The sequence below is a fragment of the Flavobacterium sp. genome, from assembly GCF_031423415.1.
Taxonomy (GTDB): Bacteria; Bacteroidota; Bacteroidia; order Flavobacteriales; family Flavobacteriaceae; genus Flavobacterium.
On sequence record NZ_JANPFL010000129.1, the window covers coordinates 1 to 21,364 of the forward strand.

Below are 21,364 nucleotides of genomic sequence, written 5' to 3' on the forward strand. Positions count from 1 at the left end.
CAAACTTAAGATAAATTTAAACCACATAGAATCACTGTTAAAATTGTTAAAAAGATTGTCATAGAAAATACATTTTGCGCATAGTAGCTATGTCAACTATGTAAAAGTGAAGCTTTCTAAAATTATACCTATGTTGCTACATTAAAAACTATGTGGTTAAAAACTCCACAACATTTCCAGTAGAAGCATTTTTATCTACTAAATTACGTTATAATGCAGTTGTATATTTCATTTAGTCCACAAATTTGGACTATTTTGAAATAACTAACGGTATAAATTTCTATATTTCAAAAAGAAACGTATTTTTACCAGTCATTATACTAAAATGCGCTTTTAAAAGTTAAATGATAAACTGTTTCCAATTGAAAACCAAGATATTTAAACACACTTTCTTAACCTTATTTTTGATTTTTTTGGTGGCTTGTTCTACTAAGAAAGACACATTTTTAGCCAGAAACTCTCACGCTTTAAGTACCAGAGACAATATTTTGTATAACGGTACAATCGCATTAAACAAGGGAGTTGAAAGTATAAAAAGTGGTAATAAAGATAATTTTTGGTCGCGATTGCCTATAGAGAGAATGCAATTAAAGGAAGATGATTCTCCTAACGGAAATACCAAAAACACCGATTTTGAAGCGGCTGAAGCCAAAGCCACTAAAGCCATTCAAAAACATTCCATGAACATTGATGGCCAAGAAAAAAATTATCAAATAGACGAAGCTTATCTGCTTTTGGGAAAAGCGCGCTATTATGATCAACGCTTTTTTCCTGCACTCGAAGCCTTCAATTATATTTTATACAAATATCCTATGAGTAGCAATATTGGTCCTGCCAAAATCTGGCGTGAAAAAACTAATATGCGTTTAGGAAACGATGCTCAGGTTCTAAATAACATCGCAAGACTGCTAAAAGAGAAAAAACTGAAACCACAAGTTGTGGCTGATGCCAATGCGCTTTTAGCCGAATCTTTTTTAAATGTAGAAGAAAAAGATAGTGCCATTGTAAAATTAAAAATTGCTGAAAACAACACCAAAATCAATGCTGAAAAGGCTCGATATCGTTTTATTCTTGGACAATTGTATCAAGAACTAGGAATTAAAGATACTGCTCTGACTTATTATCAAGGTGTAATCGATATGAACAGAAAAGCTAGTAGAGAATATGTTGTTCAGGCTTACGCCAAAAAAGCTCAATTGTTCGATTTTGAAAACGGAGATAAAGAGGCTTTTGTAAAAACCTATAACAAACTCGTTGCCGACCGAGAAAATCGTCCTTTTTTAGGAACTATCTATTATGAAAAGGGCGTTTTTTATGATAAAAATAACGATGAAAAATTGGCCACTGATTTTTACAATGCATCTTTAAAATCAAAATCAACGGACAACTACTTAATAGCTTCGAATTACAGGAATATAGGGAATATGCACTTTAAAAACACCGACTATTTCACTGCCGCAAAGTATTACGATAGTACTTTGGTTAAATTAGATGTTAAAACTAGAGAGCATATTCATATCAAAAAAATCCGAAAAGATTTAGATGAAGTCATTGAATTTGAGACTATTGCAAAGTCAAACGACAGTATCTTGAATGTAGTTGCTATGAGCGACGCCAATAAAATTTTATATTATGAAGATTACATCGTTAAATTAAAAAAAGCAGATGAAGAGAAAAGGCTTTTAGCCGAAAAAGAAAAAGAAAAACAAAAAAATAGAGACATAAACGATATATCATCGTCTGATGATCCTGCACCAGGATCACCGCAAGGCGGAAAAACACCTCCAAGGAAATCTCTTGCGCCGCCTTCTATGAAAGCGCTGTCATCAGATAGCGCGTCAAATGTTTTCTATTTTTATAATCAAGCGACGGTAGCTTATGGAAAGTTAGAGTTTAAGAAAAAATTTGGGAACAGAGCCTTGGGAGGAAATTGGAGAATGACGCCCACTCGAACTGACGTAGCTGTTGGTGAGATAACAAACGATATAGATAAAACACAAAAAGAAGAAACTTTTGTTGCCGAAACACCTCAATATACGACAGCATTTTATATCGGAATGCTTCCCAAAACTCAAAAAGAAATTGATAGTATTGCCAAAGAAAGAAACTTTGTTTATTATCAACTTGGATTGATTTACAAAGAAAAATTCAAGGAATATAAATTGGCAAGTACTACATTTGAGCATTTACTACAGCAAAATCCCGAAGCAAAACTCGTATTACCTTCAATGTATAATTTGTATAAGATGTATCAAATTACGGATGCTGTCAAGGCCGAAGAAATGAAAATCCGAATTTCTAGCCAATATCCGGATACTCGCTATGCACAAATTATTAACAACAAAAACCCTAATACAATTACCGAATCAGAATCTACTGAGGCGGAATATAATAAGTGGTACAAATCGTATCAGCAAGAACAATTTGTTACGCTTTTACAAAAAATAGATGGTCTAATTATTCAATATTATGGAGATGAAATTGTGCCCAAATACGAATTGCTAAAAGCCAAAACCATTGGAAAACTTAGAGGTGTGGAATCCTACAAGAAGGCCATGCTATTCGTCGCAGAAAATTATGCATCAACCGAGGAAGGGAAAAATGCCCGTGAAATTTTAACCACTCAAATTCCTTTATTGGAAAAAATGAATTTTACCAGCACCGAATCTAAAAATTGGAAAATACTTTATAAAGTAGGTCAACAAGACGACAAAGCCACAAAAAACTTAGAAGATAAAATTAAGAAATTCATTGAGGACGAAAATCCAACAAGACTGACTTATACTTTTGATATTTATACCGAAAAAGAAAATTTTATTACCATTCAAGGAATAAAATCAGAAGCCTATGCCAAAAATGTTGCTTCAATCTTGAAGGACGATAAAAAATTTAAAATCATAGATCCAGCAATAGTAATTTCGAGTGATAACTATGGCGTAGTTCAAATCAAGAAAAATTTAGACGAATATTTATCACCAAAAAAACCAGTAGAAACTCCATCTCAGCAACTTGCACCAAAGGCTGTTGTTCCGCAACCAGCAACAGACAGGATTGCAGTGCCAAATGATATAAATTCAAATGACGAAACACTACCGCCTAGCAAAGCATCCAAAGTAAGACCTCCAGACGGGGCGTTAGAAATAGAAGGCAGTGATGATCCCAATCTAGGTTTAACTCCAAAACAGTAAATTATGTTTGAAAAAAAGACAAAATCATACACGGAATTTTTGGGGAAAACCAATAGAATTGTTGAAGGAACAATTATAAAAGGAGATATTATTTCGCAAGCCGACTTTAGATTGGATGGAGAATTGACAGGAAATTTTCAAACCAAAGGAAAAATCGTCATTGGCCCAGCAGGAAGTGTTTCTGGAGATATTATTTGCAAAAACGCCGACATCGAAGGAAAGTTTAATGGGAAAATTGAAGTTGCTGAAATTTTGAATGTGAAAAACAAAGCCAGCATTCACGGCGAAGTAATTTGCGGAAAATTATCGGTTGAACCAGGAGCTGACTTTAGTGCTTCTTGCAGGATGAAAACCAACACAAAAAACCACATTGTAAATGACGGACAACAAGGGCCAGAAGAAGCAAAATAACAATAAGTGGTTAGCGCTCATTAATATTCCTATTCAAATGGGGGCAATCATATTCCTATTTTCGTATTTTGGAAATTGGCTAGACGAGAAATACCCCAATTCACATAGTGTATATGTCAAAATTTTAACCTTGGTGGGAGTTGCAATAGCTTTTTACAATATCAACAGGCAGCTGAAAGACATCAACAAATCTTCATAAAATCCCGAATGAATTTAAAAAAATACAAGCCCATTCTCGAAGTTTTATTTCTTTCGACTTTGGTTTATTTAATTCACAAACTAATTTTTTTTCTGAATGAAAATAATCCAAATATTGAAGGCTTTCATTTTCTTATAGAAGTTGTTTACGGATTTTTCTTCCTGTGCTCAGTACTAATTCTCCTAATATTAATTAAGGTCAAAGAAAAGAATATTGACAATGTTGGCTACACTTTTCTATTGGTCACTTGCATCAAGATGGCTCTTTCTTACGCTGTTTTGTCTCCTATACTACATTCCGGAAATCCAAATATTAGAATCGAAAAACTCAATTTCTTTCTCATTTTTGCTTTGTTTTTAACAATTGAAACCATTGTAACTGTCAGAATTTTAAACAATAAGCAATAAATCGTTATTAAAAAGACAATTCCTTGGTTTTTTTTTATTTATTGCTTTTGGCATATTAATTTAAAATGTACCTTTGCACCCAATTTCAGAAACTAAAAATTAAGTTAATAAACAGTTATGGTGATTTCAAACAAACCACTTCATTTTATAATAGCAATTTTAATAGCCTGTCTTCCACTATTTGGTTTAGCAAATAACCCTTCGGAAAACACAGCAGCCCAAACTGAAAAAACTGGCGTTGCTCCAGAAACAGCTGAAGAAAACTCTGAAATTAAAGAACAAATAAAAGAAGTAATTGGTCATCACGTTTTGGATGGTCACGAATTTTCTCTTTTTGAAGACGAAGCAACTGGAGCTCATTACGGATTTCCATTACCAATTATTCTTTGGGACAACGGAGTTCATATTTTCTCTTCTTCTAAATTTCACCACGGAGAAGCAGTTGCAGAATCAAACGGAAATTTCTACAAATTACACCACGAAAAAATATACAAAACCGATGCTGCCGGAACTTTAACCGAAGAGCACGGACATCCAACAAATGCAAAACCAATCGACCTTTCTATCACAAAAGGAGTTTTGACCATAATGGTTGTGGCTTTGTTAATGTTTTTATTATTCACCAGCCTAGCAAAATCTTACTCTAAAAACGGAGGAATTTCTTCAGGTTTCGGAAGACTTTTCGAACCAATCGTATTGTACATTCGTGACGAAATTGCGATTCCAAACATTGGCGAAAAGCACTATAAAAGATATATGAGTTATTTATTGACCATCTTTTTCTTTGTATGGTTTTTGAATATCTTTGGTTTGACTCCACTAGGAATCAACGTTACCGGAAATATCGCCATCACTTTTGGTTTAGCGGTAATCACTTTCATAATCACGACTCTTACAGCCAACAAAAATTATTGGGGACACATTTTCTGGATGCCAGGTGTGCCAACTCCAATGAAAATTATTTTGGCACCAATAGAATTATTGGGTGTATTTATCAAACCGTTCGCATTGATGATACGTTTATACGCCAATATTTTTGCAGGTCACGTAGTATTGATGAGTTTGATTGGATTGATATTTATTTTCAAAAGTTGGTTGGGAAGTAGCTTGTCATTTATGTTGTCATTCGCTATATCCATCATCGAAATATTAGTTGCATTGTTGCAAGCCTATATCTTTACAATGTTATCAGCATTGTATTTTGGATCGGCAGTTGAGGAGCATCATCACGAAGAAGCTCACTAGATTGCAGATTTCTGAATTATGATTTTTGAATGCAGATTTGCAATTCTGAAATCTAAAATCGTTAATCTTCAATCTTAAATTAATTTGAATGTTTAATTTTTAATACATATTTTTATGGAAATTCCTAAAATCGTTGGAGCAGGATTAGTAGTTATTGGAGCAGGTATTGGTATTGGTAGAATCGGTGGTTCTGCAATGGATGCAATCGCTCGTCAACCAGAAGCTACTGGAAAAATTCAAACAGCTATGCTTATTGCAGCTGCGCTTATTGAAGGTATTGGATTTGCAGCTTTATTCGCTGTATAATTCTACAAAACAAAAAGCTGTAACGGTTGGTTGCAGCTTTAGTTTTTAAATTAAATTAAAAGAATACAATTAAAAATATACTATGGAAAAGTTAATAAATGATTTTTCGTTTGGATTATTTATCTGGCAAACAATAATTTTTGTTGGATTAATTTTCCTATTGAAAAAATTTGCTTGGAAACCTATTTTGGATGCCGTTAACGAAAGAGAAGAAGGAATCAAAAATGCCCTGCTTTCTGCCGATAACGCTAGAAAAGAAATGCAAAACCTTCAGGCAGACAATCAACGTATTTTGCAAGAAGCAAGAATGGAACGTGATTCTTTATTAAAAGACGCACGTGAAATGAAAGACAAAATGGTTGCAGATGCTAAAAATGAAGCTCAAGCTCAAGGTTTGAAAATGATCGAGCAAGCAAAAGCAGCTATCGAAAGCGAAAAAAATGCAGCTATGGCTGAATTGAGAGCGCAAGTTTCTAATTTGTCAATCGAAATTGCTGAAAAATTATTAAAAGACGAATTGTCTAACAAAGAAGCCCAAGTAAAATTGGTGGAAAAAATGTTAGGCGACGCTAAATTAAACTAATATGTCAAGTACAAGAGCAGCAATTCGTTATGCCAAAGCCATTTTAGAAATAGCAGATTCCAAAAAAGTCGCTTCTGAAGTGAGTGCTGATATGTCGTTGATTTCAAAAACAATATCATCAAATTCTGAATTGACTTTATTTATCCAAAATCCACTTATTGTAACGGATACCAAAAAGGATGTTGTTTCTGAAGTTTTTGCTTCTGTTAATGCGGTAACCACAAGCCTTTTCCAATTATTGTTGGAAAACAAAAGATTTGAAATTTTGGATGGCATTGCAATAGAGTATAACAAATTGTTTGATATTATGAACGGTGTTGAAGTAGCCAAAGTTACGACTGCCATTCCTATGGATGCCGCTTTAGAAGCTAAAGTTTCGGCAAAAATAGCAACCTTTTCATCAAGCAAAAAAATCACGATTGAAAACACGATAGATCCATCCATCATTGGAGGATTTATTTTAAGAATAGGCGACAAGCAATACAACGCTTCCATTGCCGACAGATTACAAGTATTAAAAAGAGAATTAAGTAACTAGTTATTTATAAATAATTATGGCGGAAATTAAACCTGCTGAGATTTCAGCAATATTAAGAAAGCAAGTAGAAGGTTTTGAATCTGGTGCTACATTAGAAGAAGTAGGTTCTGTACTTCAAGTTGGAGATGGAATTGCTCGTGTTTACGGACTTTCTAATGTTCAATATGGTGAGCTTGTAGAATTTGACAATGGCCTTGAGGCGATTGTATTGAATCTTGAAGAAGATAATGTTGGGGTTGTACTTTTAGGACCATCAACAGGAATCAAAGAAGGTTCTACAGTAAAAAGAACACAACGTATCGCTTCTCTTAAAACAGGAGAAGGAATGGTAGGCCGTGTAGTAAATACACTTGGTCAACCAATTGATGGTAAAGGCCCTATTGGCGGTGAACTTTTCGAAATGCCATTAGAAAGAAAAGCTCCTGGAGTTATCTTCCGTCAGCCAGTTACCGAGCCATTACAAACAGGTATCAAAGCAGTAGACGCAATGATTCCAGTAGGTCGTGGACAACGTGAGCTAGTTATTGGTGACCGTCAAACAGGTAAATCTACCGTTTGTTTGGATACTATTTTGAATCAAAAAGAATTTTACGATGCAGGAAAACCTGTATTCTGTATATATGTTGCCATTGGGCAAAAAGCGTCAACTGTGGCAGGAATCGCAAAAATGTTGGAAGAAAGAGGTGCAATGGCTTACACAGTTATTGTGGCTGCCAATGCTTCTGATCCAGCTCCAATGCAAGTATATGCTCCTATGGCAGGTGCTGCAATTGGAGAATATTTTAGAGATTCTGGTCGTCCAGCTTTGATCGTTTATGATGATTTATCTAAACAAGCTGTTGCTTACCGTGAGGTTTCTCTTTTATTAAGAAGACCACCGGGACGTGAGGCATATCCTGGAGACGTTTTCTACTTACACTCTCGTTTATTAGAAAGAGCTTGTAAAGTAATTGCTGATGATGATATTGCCAAAAATATGAATGATTTACCAGATACTTTGAAAGGTATCGTTAAAGGTGGTGGTTCATTAACAGCTTTGCCAATTATCGAAACACAAGCCGGTGACGTTTCTGCATATATCCCAACTAACGTAATTTCGATCACAGATGGTCAGATTTTCTTAGATGGAGATTTGTTTAATTCAGGAGTTCGTCCAGCGATCAACGTAGGTATTTCGGTATCTCGTGTGGGTGGAAATGCGCAAATTAAATCAATGAAAAAAGTAGCAGGTACTTTGAAATTAGACCAAGCACAATACCGCGAATTAGAGGCGTTTGCTAAGTTTGGTTCTGATTTGGATGCCGTTACTTTGAATGTAATTGAAAAAGGAAAAAGAAACGTGGAGATTTTGAAACAAAATCTAAACGACCCCTACACTGTTGAAAATCAAACGGCTATTATTTATGCAGGTTCTAAAAACTTGTTGCGTAATGTTCCTGTAAATAAAGTAAAAGAATTCGAAAAAGATTATTTGGACTACTTGAACAACAAAAACAGAGCTACTCTTGATGCATTGAAAGCAGGAAAACTGACTGACGAAATCACAGATGTTCTAGAAGCAGCAGCTAAAGAAATTTCAGCGAAATATAATTAAATAGGTTCTAGGTTTTGGGTATTGGGTTTTAGGTAAAACATAATCCAACACCCAATACCAAACACCCAATACCCATCGTACAATGGCAAATTTAAAGGAAATCCGTAATAGAATTACTTCCGTTTCATCGACGATGCAGATTACTGCAGCGATGAAAATGGTTTCTGCAGCAAAGCTAAAGAAGGCACAAGATGCCATCACGGCAATGCGACCTTATGCCGAAAAATTGACGGAATTATTACAAAATCTTTCAGCGACTCTTGATGGAGACGTTGGAGGAGAATTTACAAAACAACGTGAGGTTAAGAAAGTATTAGTCGTTGCGATAACTTCGAATAGAGGTTTGTGTGGTGCTTTTAATACCAATGTAATCAAGGAAGTTAAAAACCGTGCTGATTTTTACGCAGGAAAACAAGTGGATGTTTTTGCCATTGGTAAAAAAGGAAACGACATTTTGACCAAAACGCTAAAAGTTGTGGAAAACCAAAGTCAAGTTTTTGACGCTTTGACTTTTGACAATGTTACTGTAATTGCTGAAACATTGACACAAAAATTTGTGTCTGGCGAGTATGACAAAATCGAATTGGTGTACAACCAATTTAAAAATGCCGCGACTCAAATCGTTCAAGTAGAGCAATTTTTGCCATTAGCAGCAATAAAATCAGATACTCCAGCTTCTACTGGAGATTATATTTTTGAACCATCTAAAGAAGAAATTGTATTAACATTGATTCCAAAATCATTAAAAACACAATTGTACAAAGGAATTAGAGATTCATTCGCTTCAGAACACGGAGCGCGTATGACTGCAATGCACAAAGCAACAGACAACGCAACCGAATTGAGAGACCAATTGAAATTGACTTACAACAAAGCGCGTCAAGCTGCGATTACTAACGAGATCTTAGAGATCGTCGGTGGAGCGGAAGCTTTGAAAGGTTAAGAATTTTATTCGATATATATTTAAGAGTCCCGATTTTATCGGGACTCTTTTTGTTTTCTAAAACCTTATATTTCACATAATTTTTAATACCGATTATGTGTTCAATATAGTCCAATAAATTGTCCTAGTTTCTCATTATATCGGCATTATACCAGAAGTTCATCTAACTAAATTATAATTTTGTTTGGTATTACTTGAGTAGCACTGAACATAGACTTATTGTTTAGTTCACATTAAATTAACATTGACCGATTTAAATAAATATTTGTTAATCTATAAGTAACATTCGAGATTAGTTTTCAAGGTATTTTTGCATAAAATTTCTAAAGAATGAAGAATTTAAAACTAGTGCTATTCACTTTTCTTTTCGCAGCCATTTCCACTGCACAGACTAAAGGCACCTTGACAGGCATCATTACTGATAAAGATGCGAACAACGATCCATTAGCATTTGCAACTGTTTTAGTAAAAGAAACTAAAACCAGCATATCGTCCGACGAAAACGGAAAATATTCTATTGAGCTAAATCCTGGAAACTATACAATTGAATTTAGCTTTGTAGGGTACGAATCTTTTGAAAAAACCATAACCATTAAAAAAGGAGAGGTAACTACAATAGATGGTTACATGGGTTCCGGAAATTATACCTTGAAAGATGTTGTAGCAGCAACAAATCGTAAAAAGATTACCGAATCTGAAATCATAGTTGAGGTTAAAAAAAGCCAAACAAGTGGTTAATGCAATTTCAGCGGAGCAAATGTCTAAAGTGACAGACAACGTCACCAATTGAGAGATCAATTGAAATTGATTTATAACAAAGCACTTCAAGCGGCGATTACTAATGAGATCTGTGAGATTGTTGGTGGCGCAGAAGCTTTGAATAGATAAAATTATTATTCTACATATATTTAAGAAGTCCCGAAGATTAGGGACTTTTTTTATGCTTTAAAAACCCTAAATTTTACATAAAATTAAACTTAGGTTAAAATCAACATATAATTATTGTTTACCTAACATAAAATTAACCTTGGTAGCGTTTCTATAAAATTTGTTAATCTCTAATTAACGTGTAGACCTTATATTAGGGGTAATTTTGCAAAAAATTTAAAAAAATGAAGAATATAAAACTAATTGTATCAGCCTTTTTTTTTGTTACTATTGCAATAGCGCAAACCAAAGGCACTTTGACAGGTATTATCACTGATAAAGAGTCAAACAATGCACCTTTACCATTTGCAAATGTTTTTGTTAAAGAAACAAGAAACTCCACAACTTCAAATGAAATCGGAAAATATTTGATTGAACTAAATCCAGGAACCTATGTAATTCAATTTAGTTCAGTAGGCTATGAATCTTTTGAAAAGACAGTAACCATTAACGCAGGAGAAATAACTACATTAAATTGTACCTTAGGTTCTGGAAATTATACTTTAAAGGATGTTGTTGTTAAGGCGACTGCCAGTAGAGAAAAAGAAACCGCTATTTTGTTAGACCAAAAAAACGCTGTCGTTATCAAACAAAGTATAGGAGCTCAAGAAATGTCTCGAAAAGGAATTAGTGATGTAGAGGAGGGTTTAACCAAAATTACTGGAATTACAAAGGTGGACGGTAGAGGATTATTCATTCGTGGTTTAGAAGACAGATACAATAATTTATTGATAAACGATCTACAATCGCCATCAAACAGTCCTTTCAAAAAAATAATTCCATTGGATTTATTTCCTACTGACGTTGTGGGAATTTTAAATGTTTATAAAACTTTTAATCCAAATATCTCAGGAGATTTTGCGGGCGCAACAGTTAATATCGAAACACCTCAACCAAAAAATATTACTAAATTGAACATTGGTTTTGGCTACACCACAAACAATAATCTTAGAGATTTCTTGCTTTCACACGATGCCAATTCAAGCAAAGGGAAATTAGGTCTTATTGGCGATGACAGGGCAATTCCAGATGCATTTGGATCGGTTCCAAATGGAACAAAACTTTCCCCATCACAATACGAGGAAGCATACGGTAAAAACAATTGGGATGTTGCATCCACCAATAGCCCTTTGAATTCCAGTATTGGATTCTTGCACGCCCAAAAATTCAAATTGGAGAAAGAAAGAAACTTCAGCTACATTATGTCATTCAATTTTGATAACAACTATGTTTATAATGAAGGTGTTGACCGAACTTTCAATCTTGGTCAAGGCAATTATGATAATAATCTTTACACCACACAATACAGTTATCAAACAACGCTTTCTGGTTTATTGGGATTAAATTACAAAACAAAACGTTTGAGCACCAGCTTAAATTCGATGATAATCAAGGCGACTGAAAGCAAAATACAAGATCAACTAGGATATACCAATAGTTTGGCCAACCAAACCAATAATCTTATTCGGATGAATCAATACGAGGAGTCGATTTACTGGAATAACCAATTATTAGCAGATTATAAAATAACCGAAGACGCAAAACACACTATTAAAGCTGGTGGAGCTTATGTAAGCACTTCTTTTCAACAACCAGACAGAAAATTTCTTTTGGGAGTTAAAAACGAAAACGACATTAATATGTCCTATGGTGGAAATAACTTGAATCGTCAATATCTTGACATCAAAGGAAATTTCTATTTCTCTTCGTTTCTGGAATACAACTTGAAATTTGGTTCTAAAGAAAAGAATAACAACTTGTCGATAGGTTACAACAGCTTTCTGAATGATATGCAATCCAGCTACCGTTTCTTGTCAGGCAAAAAAAATATCGAAAAAAACTATACTGCTAATCTAAACAGCATCAGTTCATCTATCAATGACGACATCAACAATGGAATATTGTATGTTCAGGAAGAATCCAATGGAGATTACAAAGTAAAACTGAACCAGTTTGTGAATGTGGGTTATTTTAATTTATTCATGAATTTTGGAGAAAAGTGGGATATCAATGCGGGATTGAGAGCCGAAAATTCTACACGTGAAATAAAATACAGAGAACAAGGAGATCCTTTTGGAAGTGCTTATCGTTTAAAATCAGATGACAAACTTGACATTCTTCCATCTATAAATGCAAAATACCTTTTGAACGACAATAGCAATTTAAGAGTATCATTGGCAAAAACCATCACTCGACCAGTTGCCATGGAATTACTTCCCATAAACTACATCAATGCCGACGGAACTTCTGAAAGTGGTAACCCAAATTTGCTGAACAGCGAAAATTATAATGTTGATTTCAAATACGAATTATTCCCTAATAATAAAGAATTGTTTGCTGTTGGAGTGTTTGGAAAAATGATCAACAATCCAATCGAAAGGGTTTTTAAACCAACGGCAAACAGCGGTGGACAAATTACCACTTTCAAAAACTCGGAAGAAGCCATAATCTTTGGAGCCGAAATAGAAATGTTATTTCAATTGAGCAGAATTCACGAATCGCTTTCTAATTTCTCTTGGGGTTTCAACACTTCTTTAATGAGTACCGACGTCACTATTGACATCACTAAAATAGGAAACGAATTAGAAAATACCAAAAACAGGGCTTTGCAAGGAGCTTCCAATTGGTTGATCAACTCTGATTTGAAGTATGATTTCAATATCAACAAGGATTGGAAAAATTCAATGAGCTTGGTTTACAATGTTTACGGAGACAGGATTTTTGCAGTGGGTTCATCAGGAATAGACCATATCTATGAAAAATCATTCAGTAAACTAGATTTTATTTGGACTAATACCATCTCGAAAAACATTGAAGTGAAATTTGCGATAGACAACATTTTAAATCCAAGCTATAAAAAAGAACTCGGAAGCGAAAGTACACTGAACATTACCGAAGATTCGCTAATCGTTCGAGAATATAAAAGGGGAGTTGGTTTCTCCATCAATCTGGGATACACCTTCTAAAAACAACATCAAAAAGAGCTTATTCAGCTCTTTTTTTTATGTTTTTTGGTAACATAAAATTTACGTGAAATTCACGGTTATATAATACTTTAGTAACAATTTACTAACCGAACTCAGGAATATCAAAACTAATTTTGGCATTAATAATTAAATAGAAAAAATTAAAATTAAAAATCACTAAAAATGAAAAAATTAGTATTTAGTATCGCCTTCTTATCATTGGTTTTTACCGGTTGTTCATCAAGCGACGACGACGTGGTAACCCCTCCAGTTTTGGGGACAGGAGAAATAACAGGAGATGTAACAGCTTCTAAAACGTATATCAAAGGAACTTACACTTTAAGCGGAACGGTTAGAATAAAAAGTGGAATAACAGTAACTTTCGAAGCAGGTTCTGTTATTACAGCTGACGTCACCAATGGTACCGATGCATTATTGGTAGAAAAAGGAGGAATGTTAAACATCGCGGGGACGGCTGCTGAACCAGTTGTGTTTACAGAGAAATCGAAAACTGCTGGATCTTGGGGTGGAATAATCATGTTTGGAGAAGCTCCAATCGTTTCTGGAAAAACGGCTGACGGAACTCCAATTACAACAGCAACTTCAGAAGACGGAACAAATATTGTTTACGGTGGAACCAACGCTACTCACAGCAGTGGAAGTTTGAAATATGCTCGTGTAGAATATGCAGGAAAGAAAATCCTTGACGGAAACTCTGAAATGAATGGATTTTCATTCTATGCAGTAGGTTCAGGAACAGTATTGGAAAACCTTGTTTCTTATAAAGGTGCTGACGATGGTTTTGAATTTTACGGTGGAACTGTAAGTGCCAAAAACTTGATTTCTTACGGAAATACGGACGATTCTTTTGACTGGCAAGATGGATGGCAGGGTCAAGCTAATACCAACTGGTATGCTTACCAAACAGGAGCTGGGAATTTCGGAATGGAAATTGAAGCAAAAAGTGTAAACAACGCTTTCGGACCAAAAGTTTCCAACATCACATTAAGAAGAGCTGCCGGTACAGCTACTGAAGCTGGAAATCCACTTGAAATTGATGCTTTTCAATTCAAAAAAGAAGGAAATGGAGAATATTCTAACATTGTAATTTCAGGATACACAAATACTGCAATTTCAGGAACTACAACTATAAATGCAGTTGCGGTAAGAATTCAAGAAGCTGCCACAAATACTAACCAAGTTAATGGCGGAAAAATAAAAATGTTGAATGTTAAAATTGCAGACAGCACCCCTCTAACTGGGGCAGGAGTATCTACAATTACAGTAGCTTTTCCAGTTGGAAATTTCACGACAAGCACAACTGCTACTGGTGCAGCTTTGACTCCTGGGGCTTGGGCAATTGTTGATGGTGTAAACTTGTTAAGCAATTTGTAAGAACACATTTATAATTATATTTAAAAAGCCGTCTCAAATAATTGAGACGGCTTTGCTTTTTTTCCTTTGTACAGCAGTATTTAACTTTATCCTATTCACCTACGAAACAACGTTTCTAATTGCTATAAGCAACAGGGTTTTTGTTTATGACTACAACCTTTACAATATTGTTGTTTTTATAATCAACAATTTTTGTTACATACGGACTTTCAAAATATTGCCATTTACCGTGTTTTTTACCCTCTCTGTACTGAGCAATTGCTGTTATGGTTCCATCTTCTGAATAAGAAATCCATTTTCCTTCTAATTTACCATCTATAAAATCTCCAACTTGTTTCACTTGACCATTTTCATAATAATAAGTTGCAGTTACTACATCGTCTACATTTTCAATTACAGGTGTATTTTGAGAAAATATAACTGCAGAAACCATCATCATTGAAATTAATAACATCTTTTTCATAATTCTTTTGTTTTAAATTAATAATTACATAACAAATATATATATTAATTTACAATAAAAAAACTATTTGGTAACAATTTGATAACATTGGAGGATGTTTTTATGTTTTAATTGACACAAAAAGCATATAGTGGTTGCTTCTGATACGATTCCGAAACTTTTTTGCTTAATTTTAAACCTTATTACTAACATTCCCAACTTTGAAAATTACCGAACTCACCACATTAGACGAAATGTTTGCTCAAATCGAAATAATCCGTCAGTTGTACCCCAATATTTCCGACGAAAAATACAAATCCTATCTTGAAGCAATGATTCCTCACAATTATACCCAAGTTGTCGTTAATGATGGCGAAGAATCTGTTGGACTCACCGGTTTATGGTATGGTATTAAATTATGGTGTGGAAAGTATATGGAAATCGACAATTTTATTGTGCATCCCAATCATCGCTCTAAAGGAATTGGCAAACTCCTAACCGATTACGTCAATCAAAAAGCAACTGATTTAGACTGCACAATGATTGTGCTCGATGCTTACACCCAAAATTTTACCGCACATCGTTTTTATTACAATCAAGGATATAATCCGAGAGGATTTCATTTCATAAAAACCCTAAACGAAGAAGGATTAACTTAAATCGCTAAAATGCCCCGAATTTTCTTGAATTTTAAAAATGGGTGTAAATCTGTGAATTGAAAATCAGCGAATACCAAATAAAATCACATTAATGAGCTAAATTTGTGTCTATTTTTTTTAAAAGCGAATGCTCTGAATCAGTTTTAAACCAAAGAATTGGTTATTTTTGCCTGATACAAATTAACGGACACTCTTTTGGGATTATATAAAAATCTTTTCAAGCAAACTGCCATTTACGGACTCGCAACGGTTTTGCCGCGAATGTTGAGTTTTTTATTGGTGCGGCTCTACACCGGGATATTGCCCACAGCCGATTATGGCGAAGTTTCCATTCTATTATCTTGGATGGTTTTTTTCAACGTAATCTTGTCTTACGGAATGGAAACTGGTTTTTTTAGGTTTTACAATTCCGAAAAAGACAAGCAAAATGTCATTGCTACTTCGACAATTTCCATATTTTGGTCCACCATCTTCTTCCTTTTTGGAGCCTTAATTTTTAGAGACTCGTTGGCGGCTTATGCCAAAGTCGATGTGCAATTTATTACGTATTCAATATGGATTTTAGCTCTGGATGCGTTGGTTATTATTCCGTTTTCAAAACTCAGGGCTAACCAACAACCCATCAAATATGCCGCTATTAAAATTGCAAATGTGATGGTCAATTTGATTCTTAACATTTTCTTTTTGGTGTATTTACCGCAATTGTCCGCAGAAAATCCTAACTCATTCCTCGATAATTTATATGTTGAACACTCCGAAATAGGGTACATTTTCATTGCCAATTTACTAGCGAGTTTGATAACACTAGTTGTGCTTTCGCCAAATTATTTCTCCTTAGATCGAAAATTCGACACTATTCTTTGGAAAAAGATGATGAAATATGGTTTGCCCATTCTTGTAGCAGGAATTGCATTTGCAGTCAACGAACATTTTGATAAAATTTTATTGGGTTATTTACTTCCTGAAAATATTGCCAAATCCGAAGTAGGAGCGTATTCTGCCTGTTACAAATTGGGGTTGTTTATGGTTTTGTTTGCCACGGCATTCCGTTTGGGAATTGAGCCGTTTTTTTTCAGTCATTCCAGCAGTGATAATGCGCCACAGACGTATGCCGTAATTACCAAATATTTCGTGATATTGGGTTCTTTAATTTTACTTGGCGTAATAGTTTTTGCCGATGTTTTAAAGATGTTGTTACTCGACAACACCTCCTATTGGGAAGCGATGAAAGTCGTGCCTTTAATTATTTTGGCTAATTTCTGCCTAGGTATTTACAACAATCTTTCCGTTTGGTACAAACTCACCGATAAAACGCAAATTGGTGCTTATATTTCGATTGTAGGAGCCATATTAACCTTGGTCTTAAACTATCTTTTGATTCCAAAATATAGCTATTACGGCTCAGCAATTGCCACTATTGTTGCTTACGGAAGTATGATGGTTATTTCTTATGTGCTAGGAAATAAATATTACCCTATTCCGTATGATATGGAGAAAATAGGCGGTTACCTAGGAATATCAATCTTTTTCTCTATCATTTCTTTCTATGGATTTAGAGAAAATTATTTCGTTGGCATTCCATTGTTAATTGGCTTTATATATTTTATATATCACAACGAAAAAGAAACTATATTAGCCATTGTAAAAAGGAAAAAATAAAATACATCCGCGTACGGACAGGTCGTACGGACAGGTTGCGACCTGTCCCTACCAATAATAATAAAAATGAAAATCAACATTATCAACAAATCGCAACACGAATTGCCCAACTATGAAACCATAGCTTCGGCAGGAATGGATTTGCGTGCCAATTTAACTGAATCTATAACCTTGAGACCATTGGAAAGAACTATAGTTAAAACTGGACTTTTCATTGAATTACCAATAGGTTACGAAGCTCAAGTTAGGCCAAGAAGTGGTTTGGCCGCCAAAAAAGGAATCACCGTACTCAATTCGCCAGGAACTGTCGATGCAGATTATCGTGGAGAAATTGGCGTGATTTTAGTCAATTTATCCAACGAAGTTTTCGTTGTCGAAAATGGCGAACGTATTGCTCAACTCATCATCGCCAAACACGAAAGAGCTGAATGGACTGAAGTGCAAGAGTTGTCCGAAACTTCAAGAGGAGATGGTGGTTTTGGGAGTACTGGAGTGAAGTAAGTATTCAGTGGTCAGAATTTTAGTGTTCAACCACAGTTAGTAGATTAAATACTCAAAAAAATCCGTGGAAATCGGTTTAATCCGTTCAATCTGTGGCCAAAAACAAAAAAAACTTCGTGAACTTTGCGAAACCCTTCGTGAACTTTGCGGTTAAATAACCTATAAAAAATGAAAATAATAGTACCAATGGCTGGACGAGGTTCTAGATTAAGACCACACACATTAACCATTCCTAAACCTTTAATACCAATTGCTGGAAAGCCAATCGTACACCGTTTAGTCGAAGATATTGCAGGAGTTTTGAATCAGGATATTGAAGAAATTGCTTTTATTATTCACGAAAGTTTTGGCAAAAAAGTAGAACAAGATTTAATCGCCATTGCTGAAAAATTGGGTTCAAAAGGAACAATATACTATCAAAATGAAGCACTGGGAACAGGTCACGCCATTATGTGTGCCAAAGATTCCTTGAGTGGACCAGCGGTTATTGCGTATGCCGACACCTTAATTCGTGCCGATTTCGATTTAGATCAAAACGCTGACAGCGTAATTTGGGTAAAACAAGTAGATCAACCTGAAGCTTTTGGCGTGGTCAATTTGAACGAAGCGAATCAAATTATTGAATTGGTCGAAAAACCAAAAGAGTTTGTTTCTGACCTCGCCGTTATCGGGATTTACTATTTCAAGGATGTTGCGGTTTTGAAAAACGAATTGCAATTGGTCTTGGACAACAATATTATTAATGGTGGCGAATACCAAATTAATGACGGAATCAAGCAAATGATGGCAAAAGGTATGATTTTTGTACCTGGCGAAGTCTCCGAATGGATGGATTGCGGAAACAAAGACGTTACGGTTGAAACCAATTGCAGAATGCTAGGGTTTTTACACAATGATGGAGAACATTTGGTAGATTATGATGTGAAATTAGAGAATTCAACTATCATTCCACCTTGTTATATTGGGAAAGATGTGATTCTGATTAACGCAACAGTGGGTCCAAATGTGTCTTTAGGAAATGGATGCCACGTTGTGGATAGTACTATAAAAAACAGTTTGGTGCAAACCCATTCACATATAAAAAACGCCCATTTAGACAATGCGATGATTGGAAGTCACGTTAGTTTTGACGGTAATTTTACCAGTATTAGTATAGGTGATTATTCGGTGTTGGAATAGTTCTGTGTCCTTCGTGACTTTTTTGTGGGCTTTGTGTTTAGATTTAAATAAATGAAAAAAACGGTTTCCTTCTTTTTATTCTTGGTTTTGCTTTGCAATTCAGCTTTGCTATTGGCGCAAACCGAACCAGAATCCATAGTGCTTGATGCGGACAAATTTCAGGATTATTTTTATGAATCCTTAAAGCAAAAAGGAATGGAAAATTACGATAAAGCCATTACCGCATTAGAAGAATGTTTAAAAATTAAACCCAATGATGCCGTTGTGTATTCTGAAATGGGGAAGAATTATTTTGGTCTAAAAAACTATGAACAAAGCTATTCTTCCTATGAAAAAGCGGCACAAATCGAACCTAAAAACAAATGGTTTTGGGCAGGAATGTATGATGTAAGTTACCAAATTAAGAATTACAACCAAGCCATTATTGCGGTCAATAAGCTGATAGAATTCAATGAATCGTATAAAGATGATTTGGTCTCATTGTATATGTACACGCAACAATTTGACAAAGCGCTCGTTTTAATTAATGAGTTGAATGAAAAGGTTGGAAAATCAGACAGAAGGGAATTGTACAAAACGCAAATTTTGTCGCAAGGAAAATTTCAAAATACTGGAATAGATAACTTAATAGCTAAAATTAAAATAAACCCAAAAGAAGAAGCCAATTATGTGGCTTTAATTAAGTTGTATTCGGAGAATAATGAAAGTGAAAAAGCAGCCGAAATTACCAAAAAATTAGAAACAGAAATTCCAGATTCGGACTGGGCACAAATAGGCTTATTTAAATTGTATTTAGACAAAAATGAAGCTCAAAAAGCCATAAATGCAATGAACGTAGTTTTGGCAAATGCCCAAATAGATTCTAAAATAAAACACCGAGTACTGAATGAGTTTTTACTATTTGTCGATAAAAACCCTCAATATTCGTCAGATTTGGATAAAGCAATCGCTTATTTTGATAAAGATACAACTGTAAATGTTGGGAAAGAGATAGGAAAGTTTTATCAAAATAAAAAGCAATGGGCGAAAGCCGCTTTTTATTATGAACAGGCTTTAAAAAATAGTTCGGGAGAAGATATTGAAACCAATATGCTTTTGCTTCAGACGTATGTCGAGGCCAAACAATTTGAGATTGTTTCAAAAAAAGCAGCCGCTTTAGTAGAAATTTATCCAAGTCAACCTCAGTTTTATTATTTTTCGGGTTTGGCAAACAATCAATTGAAGCATTATAAAAAAGCTATTGAAATGCTAGAAATGGGAATGGATTATGTGGTCGATGATGCACCATTAGAAACTAATTTCAATTTGCAATTGGGCGAAGCCTACAATGGCTTGGGAGATTTCAAGAAAAAAGAATACTATTTTGCAAAAGCCAATCAATTATTAAAAGCCAAAAAATAAGAAATAAAATGAATACATTTTTAAAAAACATAAGGCTCCTTTTTTTGGTTAGTGTCGTCAGTTCATTGGCGCTAGTTTCGTGCAAATCGAAAACAGGAGTGGTTGATTTGACTAAAAATGAAAACAAAAAGAGTGTTAATAAAATAATTGAAAACTACTACAACAATAAAAACGAGTTTAAAACAGTATATATAAAAGCAGCCGTTGCATACGCTAGCGAGAAACAAAATCAGAATGTTTCAGTTGAAATTAAACTCAAAAAAAATGAGCAAATATTAGTAAGCGTACGGTTTTTAGGAATCACTATGGCAAAGGCTTCAATTACACCCACCAAAGTTAGCTATTACGAAAAAGTAAAAGGAACTTATTATGAAGGCGATTTCAGTGCCATAAGCGAATTATTAGGAGCCGATTTAGATTTCGACAAACTGCAAAATATGTTGTTAGGAAGAGCAATTGATAATTTAAAAGAAGGAAAATATAGTGAAACTTTCACCGATCAAGTGTATCGATTGGACGAAGAATCTGACGGGAACACTAAGAAATCGTTCTATATTGACGGCAATAATTTTACTATCAACAAACAGGAAATTACACAAGCTAAAGAGGGAAGAATGATTCAAGTGGTGTATTCCAACAAAAAAGAATTTACAGAAATGACATTGCCCTTAACACTCAATATCGACAGTTATCAAAAAAATGGGAAAGCGGAAATAAATATAGAATACAACACTGTAAGCTTTAATGAAGAACTTTCTTTTCCTTATAGTGTCCCAAATGATTACAAAAGAATTATAATTAAGTAAATTTGCACAAACTTA

20 protein-coding genes and 1 pseudogene are annotated in these 21,364 nt (G+C 34.6%); 20 read left to right on the forward strand and 1 reads right to left on the reverse strand.

The annotated features are described in order from the left end of the window. The first annotated feature begins 344 nt into the window (after positions 1 to 344). The 14 genes and pseudogenes from RMO83_RS11695 to RMO83_RS11760 all read left to right on the forward strand — a co-directional run bounded on the left by RMO83_RS11695 (position 345) and on the right by RMO83_RS11760 (position 14,702). Positions 345 to 3,188 (forward strand): gliding motility protein, encoded by a 2,844-nt coding sequence (locus RMO83_RS11695; protein ID WP_310559878.1) that lies wholly within the window; start codon positions 345 to 347, stop codon positions 3,186 to 3,188. A gap of 3 nt (positions 3,189 to 3,191) precedes the next feature. Further along, positions 3,192 to 3,599, forward strand: a complete 408-nt coding sequence (locus tag RMO83_RS11700; RefSeq protein ID WP_310559879.1) for a polymer-forming cytoskeletal protein — start codon at positions 3,192 to 3,194, stop codon at positions 3,597 to 3,599. Next, positions 3,565 to 3,798, forward strand: a complete 234-nt coding sequence (locus RMO83_RS11705) for an AtpZ/AtpI family protein (protein ID WP_310559880.1) — start codon at positions 3,565 to 3,567, stop codon at positions 3,796 to 3,798. The genes RMO83_RS11700 and RMO83_RS11705 overlap by 35 nt, the downstream gene beginning before the upstream one ends. 8 nt (positions 3,799 to 3,806) lie before the next feature. After that, the gene (locus RMO83_RS11710) at positions 3,807 to 4,205 is read left to right on the forward strand and encodes a hypothetical protein (RefSeq protein WP_310559881.1); all 399 of its coding nucleotides are present in this window, start codon (positions 3,807 to 3,809) and stop codon (positions 4,203 to 4,205) included. A gap of 117 nt (positions 4,206 to 4,322) precedes the next feature. Further along, positions 4,323 to 5,450, forward strand: coding sequence for a F0F1 ATP synthase subunit A (gene atpB / locus RMO83_RS11715; RefSeq protein ID WP_310559882.1), 1,128 nt, complete (start codon positions 4,323 to 4,325; stop codon positions 5,448 to 5,450). Between the two features lie 114 nt (positions 5,451 to 5,564). Beyond that, complete coding sequence (gene atpE, locus RMO83_RS11720) at positions 5,565 to 5,756, forward strand: ATP synthase F0 subunit C (protein WP_073367797.1); 192 nt, start codon at positions 5,565 to 5,567, stop codon at positions 5,754 to 5,756. A gap of 82 nt (positions 5,757 to 5,838) precedes the next feature. Then, positions 5,839 to 6,339 (forward strand): F0F1 ATP synthase subunit B, encoded by a 501-nt coding sequence (locus RMO83_RS11725; RefSeq protein WP_310559883.1) that lies wholly within the window; start codon positions 5,839 to 5,841, stop codon positions 6,337 to 6,339. A gap of 1 nt (position 6,340) precedes the next feature. Beyond that, positions 6,341 to 6,877 (forward strand): ATP synthase F1 subunit delta, encoded by a 537-nt coding sequence (gene atpH / locus RMO83_RS11730; protein ID WP_310559884.1) that lies wholly within the window; start codon positions 6,341 to 6,343, stop codon positions 6,875 to 6,877. Between the two features lie 16 nt (positions 6,878 to 6,893). After that, a complete protein-coding gene (atpA, locus tag RMO83_RS11735) occupies positions 6,894 to 8,471 on the forward strand; it encodes a F0F1 ATP synthase subunit alpha (RefSeq protein WP_310559885.1) in 1,578 nt (525 codons plus the stop codon). Between the two features lie 82 nt (positions 8,472 to 8,553). Continuing rightward, positions 8,554 to 9,414 (forward strand): ATP synthase F1 subunit gamma, encoded by an 861-nt coding sequence (gene atpG / locus RMO83_RS11740; RefSeq protein WP_310559886.1) that lies wholly within the window; start codon positions 8,554 to 8,556, stop codon positions 9,412 to 9,414. Between the two features lie 330 nt (positions 9,415 to 9,744). After that, the gene (locus RMO83_RS11745) at positions 9,745 to 10,152 is read left to right on the forward strand and encodes a carboxypeptidase-like regulatory domain-containing protein (protein ID WP_310559887.1); all 408 of its coding nucleotides are present in this window, start codon (positions 9,745 to 9,747) and stop codon (positions 10,150 to 10,152) included. Positions 10,153 to 10,171: 19 nt separating this feature from the next. Next, positions 10,172 to 10,302: pseudogene (locus RMO83_RS11750) on the forward strand (F0F1 ATP synthase subunit gamma); the annotation flags it as partial. Between the two features lie 224 nt (positions 10,303 to 10,526). Next, positions 10,527 to 13,307 carry an outer membrane beta-barrel protein gene (locus RMO83_RS11755; protein WP_310559888.1) on the forward strand — a complete coding sequence of 927 codons (2,781 nt, stop codon included), beginning with the start codon at positions 10,527 to 10,529 and terminating at the stop codon, positions 13,305 to 13,307. 183 nt (positions 13,308 to 13,490) lie between these two features. Continuing rightward, positions 13,491 to 14,702: a hypothetical protein gene (locus RMO83_RS11760; RefSeq protein WP_310559889.1), complete on the forward strand. Its 1,212-nt coding sequence runs from the start codon at positions 13,491 to 13,493 to the stop codon at positions 14,700 to 14,702. A 115-nt stretch (positions 14,703 to 14,817) separates the two neighbouring features. Here the strand turns inward: RMO83_RS11760 and RMO83_RS11765 are convergent, their stop codons facing one another. After that, a complete protein-coding gene (locus tag RMO83_RS11765; protein ID WP_310559890.1) occupies positions 14,818 to 15,165 on the reverse strand; it encodes a membrane-binding protein in 348 nt (115 codons plus the stop codon). Positions 15,166 to 15,365: 200 nt separating this feature from the next. On the opposite strand from RMO83_RS11765, the gene RMO83_RS11770 reads away from it, so the two are divergent. The 6 genes from RMO83_RS11770 (at position 15,366) to RMO83_RS11795 (ending at position 21,349) form a co-directional block, all read left to right on the forward strand. Further along, a complete protein-coding gene (locus RMO83_RS11770) occupies positions 15,366 to 15,803 on the forward strand; it encodes a GNAT family N-acetyltransferase (RefSeq protein ID WP_310559891.1) in 438 nt (145 codons plus the stop codon). Positions 15,804 to 15,998: 195 nt separating this feature from the next. After that, a complete protein-coding gene (locus RMO83_RS11775) occupies positions 15,999 to 17,462 on the forward strand; it encodes an oligosaccharide flippase family protein (protein WP_310559892.1) in 1,464 nt (487 codons plus the stop codon). A 66-nt stretch (positions 17,463 to 17,528) separates the two neighbouring features. After that, positions 17,529 to 17,963, forward strand: coding sequence for a dUTP diphosphatase (gene dut, locus RMO83_RS11780; RefSeq protein ID WP_310559893.1), 435 nt, complete (start codon positions 17,529 to 17,531; stop codon positions 17,961 to 17,963). 168 nt (positions 17,964 to 18,131) lie between these two features. Then, positions 18,132 to 19,142 carry a sugar phosphate nucleotidyltransferase gene (locus RMO83_RS11785; protein WP_310559894.1) on the forward strand — a complete coding sequence of 337 codons (1,011 nt, stop codon included), beginning with the start codon at positions 18,132 to 18,134 and terminating at the stop codon, positions 19,140 to 19,142. A gap of 51 nt (positions 19,143 to 19,193) precedes the next feature. After that, positions 19,194 to 20,543: a cytochrome C biosynthesis protein gene (locus RMO83_RS11790; protein WP_310559895.1), complete on the forward strand. Its 1,350-nt coding sequence runs from the start codon at positions 19,194 to 19,196 to the stop codon at positions 20,541 to 20,543. 8 nt (positions 20,544 to 20,551) lie between these two features. Further along, positions 20,552 to 21,349, forward strand: coding sequence for a DUF4292 domain-containing protein (locus RMO83_RS11795; RefSeq protein WP_310559896.1), 798 nt, complete (start codon positions 20,552 to 20,554; stop codon positions 21,347 to 21,349). Positions 21,350 to 21,364 lie beyond the last annotated feature (15 nt).

What these genes read in the sequence shown, in the direction of transcription:
- RMO83_RS11695 (WP_310559878.1), top strand. Translation starts at nt 345, where the DNA reads ATGATAAACTGTTTCCAATTGAAAACCAAGATATTTAAACACACTTTC.
- RMO83_RS11700 (WP_310559879.1), top strand. Translation starts at nt 3,192, where the DNA reads ATGTTTGAAAAAAAGACAAAATCATACACGGAATTTTTGGGGAAAACC.
- RMO83_RS11705 (WP_310559880.1), top strand. Translation starts at nt 3,565, where the DNA reads ATGACGGACAACAAGGGCCAGAAGAAGCAAAATAACAATAAGTGGTTA.
- RMO83_RS11710 (WP_310559881.1), top strand. Translation starts at nt 3,807, where the DNA reads ATGAATTTAAAAAAATACAAGCCCATTCTCGAAGTTTTATTTCTTTCG.
- atpB (WP_310559882.1), top strand. Translation starts at nt 4,323, where the DNA reads ATGGTGATTTCAAACAAACCACTTCATTTTATAATAGCAATTTTAATA.
- atpE (WP_073367797.1), top strand. Translation starts at nt 5,565, where the DNA reads ATGGAAATTCCTAAAATCGTTGGAGCAGGATTAGTAGTTATTGGAGCA.
- RMO83_RS11725 (WP_310559883.1), top strand. Translation starts at nt 5,839, where the DNA reads ATGGAAAAGTTAATAAATGATTTTTCGTTTGGATTATTTATCTGGCAA.
- atpH (WP_310559884.1), top strand. Translation starts at nt 6,341, where the DNA reads ATGTCAAGTACAAGAGCAGCAATTCGTTATGCCAAAGCCATTTTAGAA.
- atpA (WP_310559885.1), top strand. Translation starts at nt 6,894, where the DNA reads ATGGCGGAAATTAAACCTGCTGAGATTTCAGCAATATTAAGAAAGCAA.
- atpG (WP_310559886.1), top strand. Translation starts at nt 8,554, where the DNA reads ATGGCAAATTTAAAGGAAATCCGTAATAGAATTACTTCCGTTTCATCG.
- RMO83_RS11745 (WP_310559887.1), top strand. Translation starts at nt 9,745, where the DNA reads ATGAAGAATTTAAAACTAGTGCTATTCACTTTTCTTTTCGCAGCCATT.
- RMO83_RS11755 (WP_310559888.1), top strand. Translation starts at nt 10,527, where the DNA reads ATGAAGAATATAAAACTAATTGTATCAGCCTTTTTTTTTGTTACTATT.
- RMO83_RS11760 (WP_310559889.1), top strand. Translation starts at nt 13,491, where the DNA reads ATGAAAAAATTAGTATTTAGTATCGCCTTCTTATCATTGGTTTTTACC.
- RMO83_RS11765 (WP_310559890.1), bottom strand. Translation starts at nt 15,165, where the DNA reads ATGAAAAAGATGTTATTAATTTCAATGATGATGGTTTCTGCAGTTATA.
- dut (WP_310559893.1), top strand. Translation starts at nt 17,529, where the DNA reads ATGAAAATCAACATTATCAACAAATCGCAACACGAATTGCCCAACTAT.
- RMO83_RS11785 (WP_310559894.1), top strand. Translation starts at nt 18,132, where the DNA reads ATGAAAATAATAGTACCAATGGCTGGACGAGGTTCTAGATTAAGACCA.
- RMO83_RS11790 (WP_310559895.1), top strand. Translation starts at nt 19,194, where the DNA reads ATGAAAAAAACGGTTTCCTTCTTTTTATTCTTGGTTTTGCTTTGCAAT.
- RMO83_RS11795 (WP_310559896.1), top strand. Translation starts at nt 20,552, where the DNA reads ATGAATACATTTTTAAAAAACATAAGGCTCCTTTTTTTGGTTAGTGTC.